Raw genomic sequence first — 12709 nt, 5'->3', positions numbered from 1 at the left:
GACGGAGGAAACATGACTCGGACGACCTGGCGGAGCCTGCAGCTCGCCCTGCTGATCGGCGCCTCGATCCCGGCGCTGACCGTCGCCCCCGCAATGGCCCAGGCCGCCAAGAAGCCCGCCGCCGCTCCGGCGCGTCCGTGGCTGAACGCCAAGCTCTCCGCCGACGCCCGCGCCGACCTGGCCGTCAAGGCGATGACCAACGACGAGAAGTTCACGGTCATCTTCGGCTACTTCGGCTCGGACATGAAGCCGAAGTACACGCGTCACAAGGACTCGCACGAGGCCTCGGCCGGCTATGTCGCCGGCGTGCCGCGCTTAGGGATTCCCGGCCAGTGGCAGACCGACGCCGGCGTCGGCGTCGCCACCCAGGGCAGCCACCAGGACCTGCGCGGCCGCACCGCCTTGCCCTCCGGCATCGCCACCACCGCCACCTGGAATCCCGAACTGGCCTTCAAGGGCGGCGCGATGATTGGCAAGGAGGCCCGCGACTCGGGCTTCAATGTCCAGCTGGCCGGCGGCGTGAACCTGATGCGCGAGCCGCGCAACGGCCGGAACTTCGAATATGGCGGTGAAGACCCGTTGCTGGCCGGGACCATGGTCGCCGCCCAGATCAAGGGCATCCAGTCCAACCACATCATCTCGACGATCAAGCACTACGCGCTGAACGGCCAGGAAACCGGCCGCTTCGTGGTCAGCAGCAACATCGACGACGCCGCCGCCCGTACCTCCGACCTCCTGGCCTTCCAGTTCGCTATCGAGCAGTCGGACCCGCACTCGGTGATGTGCGCCTATAACCGCGTCAACGGCGACTGGGCCTGCGAGAACGACTGGCTGCTGAACACCGTCCTGAAGAAGGACTGGGGTTACAAGGGCTACGTGATGTCGGACTGGGGCGCCGACCACTCGTCGGCCAAGGCCGCCAATGCCGGCCTCGACCAGGAATCGGCGGGCGAAGCCTTCGACAACCAGCCCTTCTTCGGCGCGCCGCTGAAGGCGGACCTGGCCTCGGGCAAGGTCAGCCAGGCCCGCATCGACGACATGGCCCGCCGCGTGCTGCGCGCCATGTTCGCCAGCGGCCTGGTCGAGCATCCGGTCGTCAATCCGGCCCCGGTCAACCTTCCGGCCGCCACCCTGGTCGCCCACGCCAAGATCACCCAGGCCGACGCCGAGGAAGGCATCGTCCTGCTGAAGAACGACGGCGATCTGCTGCCCATCGCCAAGACCGCCAAGACCATCGCCGTGATCGGCGGTCATGCCGACGTCGGCGTGCTGTCGGGCGGCGGCTCCTCGCAGGTCTATCCGGTCGGCGGCCGCGCGGTGAAGGGTCTCGAACCCGCCACCTGGCCAGGTCCAGTGATCTACTATCCGTCCTCGCCGCTGAAGGCGCTGCAGGCCCGCTATCCCAACGCCAAGATCGTCTATGACGACGGCACGGACCCCGCGCGCGCCGCCAAGCTGGCCGCCGACAGCGAGCTGGCCCTGGTCTTCGCCGACCAGTGGACCACCGAGTCCTGGGACGTCCAGGACCTGAACCTGCCCAAGAAGCAGGACGCCACGATCGACGCGGTGGCCTCGGCCAACAAGAAGACCGTCGTGGTGCTGCAGACCGGCGGTCCGGTGGTGATGCCCTGGCTCGACAAGGTCGGCGCCGTGGTCGAGGCCTGGTTCCCGGGCACGGCCGGCGGCGAGGCCATCGCCCGCGTCCTGTCCGGCGAGATCGACGCCACGGGCCGCCTGCCCGTCAGCTTCCCCAAGAGCGTGGCCGACCTGCCGCGTCCCAAGCTGGACGGCGTCGGCAAGGCCGAGGGTGAGCTGTTCGACGCCGACTACACCATCGAAGGCGCCGCGGTTGGCTACAAGTGGTACGACCTGAAGAAGATCGAGCCGCTGTTCCCGTTCGGCTACGGCCTGTCCTACACCAAGTTCGCCTATTCGAACCTGACCGCCACGGCGGCCGGCGACAAGGTGACGGTCAGCTTCGACGTCAAGAACGTCGGGGCCCGCGCCGGCAAGGACGTGCCGCAGGTGTACGTCGCGCCGAAGGCCGGTGGCTGGGAAGCGCCCAAGCGCCTGGCCGGCTTCAAGAAGGTCGCTCTCGCCCCCGGCGCCACGCAGCGCGTGACCGTGACGGTCGACCCGCGCCTGCTGGCCACCTGGGACGGCAAGGCCCACGGCTGGCAGATCGCCGCTGGCCAATACGACATCGCCCTGGGCGCTTCGTCCCGGGCTCTCTCCTCCACCGCCCAGGTCACCCTGGCGGCCCGGAGCCTGCCGGTATCACCGGCAGGCAAGTGAGGGGTGCGGGGCTCCACTAGCCTACCCCTTGCCCCGCATCCGTCAGTCTCTTCCCTTCTCCGGGGCGTCGTTCGCGACGCCCCTTTTTTTGCCTGCTGGCTTGCCTTGGACTATTTATAATATAATTGAACCGTAACGGCGCGTGGACGCCAGCGGGAGAGACAGCGTGATCCGGATCGGCCTCGTCGGCGTGGGCAAGATCGCCCTGGACCAGCACATCCCCGCGATCGCCGCTGACTCGCGCTTCCAGCTGGTCGCCGCCGCCAGCCGCAGCAGGCCGGACCTGGGCGAGGTCCCGGTCTTCCACGACATCGAGACGATGCTGGCCGAGGGCCCGGACCTGGACGCGGTCGCCCTCTGCACCCCGCCCCAGGCGCGGCGCGAGACGGCCCTGACGGCTCTCCGCGCCGGCAAGCATGTGTTCCTGGAGAAGCCGCCCGGCGCCACGGTCAGCGAGGTCGCCGAGTTGGCGGCCGTCGCGCGGGATCACGGCGTGGTGCTGTTCACCAGCTGGCACTCGCGGTTCGCGGCGGGGGTGCCTCAGGCCAAGGCTTGGCTGGCGGATCGGCAAGTCCGCAAGGTGGCCGTCGACTGGCGCGAGGACGTCCGTCGCTGGCATCCCGGCCAGACCTGGATCTGGCAGGCCGGCGGCATGGGCGTCTTCGATCCGGCGATCAACGCGCTGTCGATCCTGACGGAGATCATGCCGGTCGAGGTGTTCGTGACGGGCGCGCGGTTGGACGTGCCGGAGAACGTGCAGTCGCCGATCGCGGCCTCCGTGGCGATGACGACGGCGGCCGGGGCGGAGATCGTTGCTGAGTTGGACTTCCTGCAGACCGGGCCACAGACCTGGGACATCAAGGCCTGGACGGATGACGGGGTGCTGAAGCTGTCGCTAGGCGGGGCGGAACTGACCATCGACGACGCGGTCGTGGAGGTCGGCGACAACCGGGAATATCCGGGCCTCTACGACCGGTTCGCGACGCTGATCGCCGAGGGCCAATCCGAGGTGGACGTGCGGCCGCTGACGCTGGTGGCGGATGCGTTTCTGGTGGGCGTGCGGGAGAGCGTCGAGGCGTTCATCGAATAGCGCCGCACCAGCCCCCTCCACCGCCATTCGGCGGTCCCCCTCCCCCAAGAGGGGGAGGAGAGCTCCACTCTCCGCCCCGTTTGGGGGCGGACAGACCTGCGCGGCAGGTCAGGTGGGGGCCTGTGCTGAGCTTCAGTTGATCTGCCGCTCACGCCCTTCCCAGTAAGGCGCCCGCAACTCCCGCCGCAGGATCTTCCCCGACGCATTCCTCGGCAACGCCGCCACAAAATCCACGCTCTTGGGAACCTTGAACCCCGCGATCCGTGTCCGCGCGAACGCGATGATGTCCGCCGCATCAGGCTCCACCCCAGGCTTGGCCGCGACCACCGCCTTGACCGCCTCGCCCCATTTCTCGTCCGGCACCCCGATCACCGCCACCTCGGCCACGTGCGGGTGGCCGTAGACGGCGCTCTCCACCTCGGCGGGATAGATGTTCTCGCCGCCCGAGATGATCATGTCCTTCACCCGATCGTGGATGAACAGATAGCCGTCCTCGTCCAGGTAGCCGGCGTCGCCGGTGCGCAGCCAGCCGTCGGCGTCGATGGTCTTGGCGGTGGCCTCGTCCAGCTTCCAGTAACCGGCCATGTTGGCCAGGGAGCGCACCGCGACCTCGCCCACCGCGCCGGTCGGGACGGGCTGGCCCGCCTCGTCGATGACCTTGATCTCGACGCCCGGCATCGGCAGGCCCGCCGCGCGCATGCGTTTGTTGCCGGCCGGGTCGTGATCCTCGGGCGGCAGGTAGACCACCGTGCCCGTGGTCTCGGTCATGCCGTACTGCTGGACGAAGCCGCAGCCGAACACCTCCATGCATTCCCGCAGCAGGTCCAGCGGGATGGGCGCGGCGCCGTAGAGGATGTGGGTCATCCGCGAATAGTCGACCTCGCGGGCGCGCGGCTGGCGCACGACGATCTGCAGGGCCGCCGGCACCATGAACATCTTCGAGACGTGGTCGTGCTCGATATAGTCCAGCACCTTGAACGGATCGAACTCGCGCGCCACCACACCCTTGGCGCCGTTCAGCAGGCCGACCAGCCCCCAACCGGTGCCGCCGATATGGGCGACCGGCATGGCCACCAGGCTGACGTCGTCCGGTCCCCACTGGTTCCAGTCCAGCGGGTCCTTGGCCGCCGCCCGGCGCATGGCCAGCAGGTTGTCGTGGGTCAGCATCGCGCCCTTGGGCCGCCCCGTGGTGCCCGAGGTGTAGAGCTGGATGGCGATGCCGGAGGTCTCGATGGCCTGTTGCGGATCGGCGTCGGGGTGCGAGTCCCTCCAGGACTCGAACGTCTGGTAGCCGCCCTCCCCGGCCTCCATGGCGATCACCGTCGGCTGCTCAGTCAGCTCAGCGGCGACCTCGCCAACGTGGCCGATCAGCTCAGGGCCGACGAAGACCATCTTGGCCTCGCTGTCGCCGACGATGTAGGCGATCTCGGCGGCCGCCAGACGCCAGCCGATCGGCGTCGTCACCACACCGGCCTTGGCCGCTCCGATCAGCAGCTCGAAATAGTGGTCGCTGTTCTTGCCGACATAGGCGATGCGGTCGCCGGTCGACAGGCCCGCGGCGATCAGGGCGTTGGCCACCTGGTTCGTATGCCGGTCGAAGGCGGCGAAGCTGCTGTCGCGCCCCTCGAAGCTGAAGGCCGTCGCCTGCGGCCGCGCCTCCGCGTGATAGCGGGCGACGTCGCCCAGGGTCTGCATGCGGTCGAAATCGATCGCTTCGGCCATCGCGCCGGACTCCCTCGTTGTCCGGCTCTACGTCCGGTCAAACGGATGTTGGGCCAGACTGAGGACAGCGACAACCTATTCGTATCGATAGGGCGCTAGCGCCAGGCGCGCACGCCGACCACCACCGCCGTGCTCCCGGCCCGCTCGCCAGCGACAACCGCCGGACCGTAGGCCCGCTCGCGCACCAGCCCGACATAGGGCGCGAACTCACGCGTGATCTCGTAGCGCAGACGCAAGCCGCCCTCGAGCCGCGCCCAGCCAGCCTCCGCGACCTCGGCCTCGACGCGGGGCTGCAGGATCAGCTTCTGGGTGAAGCGCAGGTCGTAGGACGCCTCGCCTCGCGCCGAGACCTTGCCCTGGTCGGAGAGATAGGCCGTGCCCTGAAGCTCGAACCAGTAGGACGCCAGGCCCTCGAAGCCGACGGCGGCATAGGACCGTCCCTTCGGCGCGAGGTCGTAACGCAACCCTGCCTGGAGATCGAAATACGGCCCGACCGGCCAGGCCTTCAGCACCTCGGCCTCGCCCTGCTCCCAACCCTCGCCTTCCGTGCGTTCGCCGCGCGCCTTGACGACCCACTTGGAGGCGTCCTTGCCCCACCAGGCCTCGCCCTCGAACGCCTGGCCGTCGGCGCCGTCGCGCGCGCGGTATTCCAGGGTGTCGGCGCGGACGGTCCACACCGTCATGCCGCCGTGCTCCTTCATCAGCTGGGCGCGAGCGGCGGCCATGGCTTGCGGGCTGTAAAACCGCTCGGCGGCATGGTCGGTCGGGATGGCCGGCGGCTTGACCTCGGCGGCGGGCTTGTCCGGCGCCATCGCCGACATGTCATGGCCGGCGTGCGGGTCGGCCGCCTGGAGCGCCGGCGGCGGCTGGTGATGCTCGTGCTGAACCATCATGCGAGCGGCCGCACGGTGACGACGTTGAACATCCCCGCGTGCATGTGCAGCAGCAGGTGGCAGTGGAACGCCCAGTCGCCGGGCTCGCTGGCCGTCAGGTCGAAGGCGACCTTGCCGCCCGGCGCGACATTGACCGTGTGCTTCAGCGGCTGGTTCTTCTGGCCGTTGACCAGCTCGAAGAAGTGACCGTGCAGGTGGATCGGGTGGGCCATCATGGTGTCGTTGATCAAGGTCACGCGCACCCGCTCGCCCCGCTGGAAGGCGATCGGCTTCTTGATCGGCCCGAACGCCTCGCCGTCGAACGCCCACATGAAGCGCTCCATGTTGCCGGTCAGATGGATTTCCATCTCCCGTCCCGGCGGCCGCGCGTCGGCCGGCGGATACGGGTTGGCGAGGTCGGCGTAGCGCAGCACCTTGTGCCCGACATCCTCCAGGCCTTGCGGCGGCTGGCCCATCCGGTCCATCGCCATCGGCGCGATGGTCTGGACGCCCGGCGTCAACGGCACGTTGGGCGCATTGCTCTGGGACCGCATCGACATGTCCATGCCCGGCATGTCCATGCCGTGATGCATGGCGCCCATGCCCATGTCCTTCATCGTCGCCAGCGGCCGCTTGCGCAGCGGCGGCACGGGCGCGGACATGCCCAGGCGGGGGGCCAGGGTGGCGCGGGCCATGCCCGACCGGTCCGAAGCCTCGGCGACCAGGGTGAAGGCCTTGTCCTCGGTGGGCCGCACGATGACGTCGAAAGTTTCGGCCGGCGCGATCTGGAACTCATCGACGCCGACCGGGACAACAGGCTGGCCGTCGGTCGCCACGATCTCCAGGCCAAGCCCCGGGATGCGGACGTTGAAGATCGTCATGGCCGCGGAATTGATGAAGCGCAGCCGCACCCGCTCGCCCGGCGAAAACAGGCCCGTCCAGTTGTCGCCGGGCCCGTGGCCGTTGACGAGGTAGGTGTAGACCGAGCCCGTGACGTCGGCGATGTCGGTGGGGTCCATCCGCATCTTGCCCCAGTCGACGCGGTCCTTCAGCGACTGGTCCCGGCCCTTCAGCAGGCCCGCCACCGTCTGTTTCTGCATGTTGAAATGGCCGGCATTGACCTTCAGCTTCCGGAACAGCTCGTGCGGGTGCAGGAAGCTCCAGTCTGACAGCACCACCACATGCTCGCGGTCATACGCGATCGGGTCCTCGCCGGCCGGGTCGATGATCATCGGGCCGTAGTGGCCGATCTGCTCCTGCAGCCCCGAATGGCTGTGCCACCAGTAGGTGCCCGCCTGCCGGACCGGGAAGTCGTAGGTGAAGGTCTCGCCCGGCTTGATGCCCGGAAAGCTGACGCCGGGCACGCCGTCCATCTGGAACGGGACGAGCAGGCCATGCCAGTGGATCGAGGTGTCCTCGTCCAGATTGTTGGTCACGGAGAGGCGGACATTCTGTCCTTCCTTGAGCCGGATCAGCGGACCGGGGATCGTGCCGTTGACCACCGCCGCGTGGCCCGCGCGGCCGTCGATCTTCGCCATGATGTGGCCGACGGTCAGCTTGATCTCCTGGCCCGTCAGCGCCGCCGGAGACCGCGTCCCTTCGCTGGCCAGCGCCCATTCCGGCAGCAGGCCGGCCGCGCCAAGTCCAAGAGCGCCGCGCAACAAGGTCCGTCGATCGATCATCCGCTATCCGTATTCCAACCTTCAGCGCACTTGGGTATCACCCGAAGCATGTCCAAGAGCACTCCCGCCACGATCGCACTGACCAAGGCCGGCGTCGCGTTCGACCTGCATACGTACGACTACGACCCCGGCTCGGAACGCGTCGGCCTGCAAGCCGCCGAGGCCCTGGGCGAGGACCCCAGCCGCGTGCTCAAGACCCTGGTGGTGATGCTCGACGGCAAGCCCGCCTGCGCCATCCTGCCCTCGGACAAGGAGGTCAGCATGAAGAAGCTGGCCGCCGCTCTGAAGGGTAAGTCGGCCGCCATGGCCCCCGTCCCCGACGCCGAACGGATCACCGGCTACAAGGTCGGCGGCGTCAGCCCCTTCGGCCAGAAGAAGCGCCTGCCGACGGTGATGGAGGAAGCCGCCCTCGCCGAGCCCTACGTCTTCATCAACGGCGGCCAACGCGGCCTGCAGGTGAAGCTGGCCCCGGCCGATGCGGTGAAGGCCCTGGGCGCGGTGACGGCGGCGATCGTTTCGGAGTAAGCGCGTGGGCGAAAGTGTGAGCGGTTTCGCCCGCCCAAACGCGCGCCCTTCAAAGAAGCCGGCGCTTGAAATGCCGCGCGGTTCTCGCCTATAAGCCCCGCCTCCTGGGGCTGGGTAGCTCAGATGGTTAGAGCGGTGGATTCATAACCCACAGGTCGGCGGTTCGATCCCGCCCCCCGCCACCAGGAATTGACCGGTTTCGAAGGCCGGCGTTCTACTCCCGATATGACCGACGAGACCTTCAAAGGCGGCTGCCTGTGCGGCGCCCTGCGCTGGGAGGCTGATCGTGCGCCGGACCTCATGGGCGTGTGCTGTTGCGCCGATTGCCGCAAGGCGTCGGGCGGCGGGTTCATCCCGTTCATGGGCTTTGCGGCCGCCGCCCTGACGATCAAAGGTCCGGCGCGGCCGTACCGCAGCCGGGCCTTCCGCGGAACCGAGGCCACTCGCAATTCGTGCCCCACCTGCGGAGGCCTCGTGTTCGGCGGCGAGCACGGGCTGAGCGACAGCCACACGATCTATGCCGGCAGCCTGGACAACCCGAACCTGTTCAAGCCGACCCTGGCTCTGTTCGACCGCGACCGTCCGGACTGGGTGATCCTGCCGGACGGCCTGATGGTGTTCGAGACGATGCCGGATTAGCCGAGCACGCCGGCGTCGTGGTGGTCGGTCGGCTGGGCGATCAGGGCCACCGCCTCGGCCGGCGCCTTGGCGGCGATCAGGGTGCTGCCGTAGCTGGCCTTGCCGTCATAGGCGTTGGTCAGGAAGGCCTTGGTCGATTCCGCATAGGCGCCCACGCCCGCGTTCATGCCGGCGTACATGACGAAGCCCGCCATCGCCGCCTTGGCCCCCAGGGCGTCGTGGCCGTAGGCGGTGAAGTAGCTCTGCTGCGAGACGATGTAGTCCACCGCCGCGCTGACATTGACGCCCGCCGCCGCGGCCTTGGTGTTGCCGATGATCGCGTCATAGGCCTTCACCACCGCGTCGCGGAACGACAGGCTGTCATAGGCCGTCTTGAACGTCGCCGCGCCCGTGCCGCTCATGGCCTGGTTGACCGAGAACTCGATATATTTGTTGGCGGTGTTGTAGATCGCATAGGCGTAGTCGGTCAGGTCGGTGGTGTTGGTGGCGCTGTCGATCAGCTCGTTCAGCGCCGTCTGGGTCGGCGTCTTGCCGGTGAAGAAGTTCATCGCCTGCAGCGCCAGCGCCGAGGTGTCGAGCGAGTAGCCGACCAGCTTGTCGATGAAGACGGCCTTGGTGATCTTGTTGGCGATGACGTCGGCCTGCAGCTTGGCCAGCTCGTTCATCTCGGCATAGAAGGCGTTCAGCACCTTCTCGCCGTTCGGGCCGGTCAGATATTCCGACAGCGCCTTGGACGAGCTGGCCGAGATGCCGGCCAGGGCCTTGTAGGCGTCCTTGATCTGGGCGTCGGTCAGGTGGATCGGATCGGCCACCGTCCCACCGCCCGTGCTCCCGCCCGTCCCGGTGCCGAAAGCCACGCTGAGTGGCGTATCCAGCGGATACTTGGTCAGGGCCTCCTTCAGGGTCGCGACGCCGATATTGATCAGGGCCGGATTGGCCTCGACCAGGGCCAGAGCGGCGTCGACGTCGGGCGTCAGCACGCCGAAGCTCTTCAGCAGCGGTCGCAGATCGACGAACTTGAAGCTGGCCTGGATAATACCGCTGTCGACCAGCTGGATCAGGAATTGGAAGTCGCGAAGCGTCGGTTCGGCCATGACGGGATCCCTCCGGGACCCACTCGCCGCACCACGCGCCACCCTTGGTCCCCGAACGCCGTTCTACGGCGACGACGTCCGGGGCCGACATCCCCCGAACAGGGGGTAGCCAGGCGTCGCTAGCCGCCGGGCAGCGTGCCGGGGCGGATATAGGCGAACATGTGCGGCACCCAGTCGGGCTTGCCCAGCGGGACGCCCTGGTTGCGCAGGATCGCGTAGGCGGCCATCAGGTGGAAGTAGAGCTGCGGAAAGCTCCAGTCGCGGACGAACTGCTCGCCGGTCAGGTCGAAGACGATGCCGTTGGGCATCTTCATCTCGATCGTCTTGCCGGCCACGCCCTCGAACGCCGAGACCGGAACCGCCTCGATCCGCGCCACCGCGTCGGCCAGCTGGGCCTTCAGGCCGGCGAAGTCGGTCGCGTCCTCGGCCGGAGCGAACGAGTCGGCGCCGGTCAGGTGGCGCAGCAGGTCGCTGGCCTGGTTGCAGACGAAGCGGACCTGGGTCGCCAGCGGGAACATGTCCGCCGCCAGCCGCGCGCCCAGCAGGTCGCCGCCGTGGGCCTCGGCCTTGGTCAGCTGGCCGCTGAGGCCCTTCAGCATCTGGGCATAGGTCGGGATGGCGAGAGCGTGCAGGTCCATGGGCGTCCTCCGAGTTTGGGCGGGAGGTAAGCTGACCTCGCCTAGGAACGCCAGAGGAACCGCTTCCTTAAGCTCCCGGCCCGAACCGCGCGACAAGGTCGTAGGCCTCGCCGGGGAACACCTGCCGCACGCGGGTGACGTGCTGGCCCTCGCGCCAAGTCCTGCGGTCGACGACCAGGCAGGCGGTCCCTTCGTCGAGGGCCAGCAGGCGGGCGTCCTCGGCGTCGGCGTTGATGGCGCTGATCCGGCTCTCGGCCTCGGTCCAGGCGACGTGTTCCAGCAGCCAGGCGCCGGGCGGGTGTTCGGCGAAGTCGGCGGCTTCTATTTCCGGCGCGGCCTTCAGGGCGACCAAGCGCCGTTCCAGGGCGAAGGGGCGGCCGCCGGCGTCGTGGACGCCGTCCAGCTCCAGCAGCTTGCCGCCGGCCGCCAGCTCGATCTCGTCCTCGCCGTCGGCGTCCCGCACCGTCCGCGACAGCAGGCGGAAGGCGTAGGCCTCGCCGCGCGCGACGATCTCGGACTGGATGTCGGGGATGTTCAGCACCGGCGCGTGGACGCGGGGCCGGGCCACGAACGAGCCGGCGCGCTTGCGGCGCACGATCAGCCCGGCCTCGACCAGGGCGGTCATGGCCTTGTTCACCGTCATGCGCGAGCAGCCGTACTGGGTCATCAGCTCCGCCTCGGTCGGGGCGCGGTGGCCAGGGGCCCATTCGCCGGAGCGGATGCGGGCCTCGATCTCCGAGCGGATGCGCTGGTGCAGCGGGCCGGTCACGCCAGCAGGGCCTTCAGGGTCTGGACGTAGCGGGCGGTGATCGCCTCGCGCGCATGGTGGCGACCGCCCGAGACCAGCTGCTTGCCGTGCCGCCAGACGGTGTCGATCCCGCCGCCCGCGAAGACCAAGCTGTCGATCAGGGTGTCGCCCGAGCGGCTGACGATGTTCGGGTGGTTGGCGTCGAGCGTGATGAAATCGGCCGCCGCGCCGCGACGCAGGCCCCCGCGTCCGACGCCGAGCGCCTGGCTGCCGCCGGTCACCGCCGCGCGCCACAGGTCGCCGCCGGTCGAGCGGCGCGGGCCGCCCGCCAGCACGTTCCGCGCCCGTCGCGTCAGGCGCTGGGCGTATTCCATCGTCCGCAGCTCCTGGGCGGCGTCGATGACGATGTTGGAGTCCGTGCCGATCCCGAAGCTACCGCCGGCGGCCAGGTAGTCCGGGGTCGGGAAGATCCCATCGCCCAGATTGGCCTCGGTCATCGGGCACAGGCCGGCGGTCGCGCCGCTCTTGGCCAGGCGCTCGGTCTCGGTGGCGTTGATGTGGGTGGCGTGGATCAGGCACCACTGCTTGCCCACCTCGGTGTGGTTCATCAGCCAACGGACGGGACGCGCGCCGGTGGCGGCCAGGCAGTCGTCGACCTCCTTGGTCTGCTCGGCCACGTGCATGTGGATCGGCCCGCCGGCGGCGAGCGGGATGATGGCGTCCAGCTCTTCGGCCGTGACCGCGCGCAGGCTGTGGGGGGCGATGCCGACCACCGCCTCGGGCAAGGGCGCGACGATCTCACCGCAGGCTTCGACCAGACGTGCGAAGCCGTCGACATCGTGGATGAAGCGCTTCTGGCCGTCCGTGGGCGGCAGGCCGCCGAAGTTCGAGTGCGCGTAGAACACCGGCAGCAGGGTCAGGCCGATCCCGGTCTCCTCGGCCGCCGCCGCCATCCGCACGGCCATCTCGGCCGGGTTGTCGTAAGACGAGCCATCGGGCGCATGGTGCAGGTAGTGGAACTCGCCCACCCGCGTGAAGCCGCCCTCCAGCATCTCGACCTGGCCCATGGCGGCGATGGCCTGGGCCATGTCGGGGTCGAGGCGCTCCAGGAAGCGGTACATGACCTCGCGCCAGGTCCAGAAGTTGTCGCCGGTTTCGCCCCGCGTCTCGGCCAAGCCCGCCATGGCGCGCTGGAAGGCGTGGCTGTGGACGTTGCCCAGGCCTGGCAGTGCGGGACCGAGGCGCTGGGCGTCGCCGGCGCTCGTATCCGTGTCGATCCGGGCGATACGACCGTCGGTGATGGTGAACTTGACGCCCCGCGCCCAGCCGTCCGCCAGCAGCGCGCTCTCACACCAGATGACCGTGGAGGACTCAGGATTCTGCGCGTCGGTCACTGGACAAGCC

11 protein-coding genes and 1 tRNA gene are annotated in these 12709 nt (G+C 68.9%); 5 read left to right on the top strand and 7 right to left on the bottom strand.

Features of this window, described 5'->3' with window-relative positions; translation table 11 throughout:
• Positions 1 to 12 precede the first annotated feature (12 nt).
• Both AC07YH_RS14625 and AC07YH_RS14620 read left to right on the top strand, forming a co-directional pair.
• Positions 13 to 2295: a beta-glucosidase family protein gene (locus AC07YH_RS14625; RefSeq protein WP_494747700.1), complete on the top strand. Its 2283-nt coding sequence runs from the start codon at positions 13 to 15 to the stop codon at positions 2293 to 2295.
• A gap of 166 nt (positions 2296 to 2461) precedes the next feature.
• Positions 2462 to 3385, top strand: a complete 924-nt coding sequence (locus AC07YH_RS14620; protein WP_494747699.1) for a Gfo/Idh/MocA family protein — start codon at positions 2462 to 2464, stop codon at positions 3383 to 3385.
• A gap of 132 nt (positions 3386 to 3517) precedes the next feature.
• On the opposite strand, the gene AC07YH_RS14615 is transcribed toward AC07YH_RS14620, so the two are convergent.
• The 3 genes from AC07YH_RS14615 to AC07YH_RS14605 form a co-directional block, all read right to left on the bottom strand.
• A complete protein-coding gene (locus AC07YH_RS14615) occupies positions 3518 to 5107 on the bottom strand; it encodes a fatty acid--CoA ligase (RefSeq protein ID WP_494747698.1) in 1590 nt (529 codons plus the stop codon).
• Positions 5108 to 5202: 95 nt separating this feature from the next.
• Complete coding sequence (locus tag AC07YH_RS14610; RefSeq protein ID WP_494747697.1) at positions 5203 to 6000, bottom strand: copper resistance protein B; 798 nt, start codon at positions 5998 to 6000, stop codon at positions 5203 to 5205.
• Complete coding sequence (locus tag AC07YH_RS14605; protein ID WP_494747696.1) at positions 5997 to 7661, bottom strand: copper resistance system multicopper oxidase; 1665 nt, start codon at positions 7659 to 7661, stop codon at positions 5997 to 5999. The genes AC07YH_RS14610 and AC07YH_RS14605 overlap by 4 nt, the downstream gene beginning before the upstream one ends.
• 48 nt (positions 7662 to 7709) lie before the next feature.
• On the opposite strand from AC07YH_RS14605, the gene ybaK reads away from it, so the two are divergent.
• The 3 genes from ybaK (at position 7710) to AC07YH_RS14590 (ending at position 8825) form a co-directional block, all read left to right on the top strand.
• The gene (gene ybaK, locus AC07YH_RS14600; RefSeq protein ID WP_494747695.1) at positions 7710 to 8186 is read left to right on the top strand and encodes a Cys-tRNA(Pro) deacylase; all 477 of its coding nucleotides are present in this window, start codon (positions 7710 to 7712) and stop codon (positions 8184 to 8186) included.
• 108 nt (positions 8187 to 8294) lie between these two features.
• Positions 8295 to 8371: transfer RNA gene (locus AC07YH_RS14595), tRNA-Met, on the top strand.
• Positions 8372 to 8411: 40 nt separating this feature from the next.
• Positions 8412 to 8825, top strand: a complete 414-nt coding sequence (locus AC07YH_RS14590) for a GFA family protein (protein WP_494747694.1) — start codon at positions 8412 to 8414, stop codon at positions 8823 to 8825.
• Here the strand turns inward: AC07YH_RS14590 and AC07YH_RS14585 are convergent.
• The 4 genes from AC07YH_RS14585 to AC07YH_RS14570 all read right to left on the bottom strand — a co-directional run bounded on the left by AC07YH_RS14585 (position 8822) and on the right by AC07YH_RS14570 (position 12699).
• Positions 8822 to 9919: a hypothetical protein gene (locus AC07YH_RS14585; RefSeq protein ID WP_494747693.1), complete on the bottom strand. Its 1098-nt coding sequence runs from the start codon at positions 9917 to 9919 to the stop codon at positions 8822 to 8824. The genes AC07YH_RS14590 and AC07YH_RS14585 overlap by 4 nt on opposite strands.
• Positions 9920 to 10038: 119 nt before the next feature.
• Positions 10039 to 10557 (bottom strand): DUF1993 domain-containing protein, encoded by a 519-nt coding sequence (locus AC07YH_RS14580; RefSeq protein ID WP_494747692.1) that lies wholly within the window; start codon positions 10555 to 10557, stop codon positions 10039 to 10041.
• Positions 10558 to 10624: 67 nt separating this feature from the next.
• Positions 10625 to 11326, bottom strand: a complete 702-nt coding sequence (gene hutC, locus AC07YH_RS14575; RefSeq protein WP_494747691.1) for a histidine utilization transcriptional repressor HutC — start codon at positions 11324 to 11326, stop codon at positions 10625 to 10627.
• Positions 11323 to 12699: a formimidoylglutamate deiminase gene (locus AC07YH_RS14570; protein WP_494747690.1), complete on the bottom strand. Its 1377-nt coding sequence runs from the start codon at positions 12697 to 12699 to the stop codon at positions 11323 to 11325. The genes hutC and AC07YH_RS14570 overlap by 4 nt, the downstream gene beginning before the upstream one ends.
• Positions 12700 to 12709 lie beyond the last annotated feature (10 nt).

Source organism: Caulobacter sp. GW456-12-1-14-TSB4, from assembly GCF_059424195.1.
The sequence above is the reverse complement of the archived record's forward strand: the minus strand, read 5'-3'. Positions and strand labels throughout refer to the sequence as shown.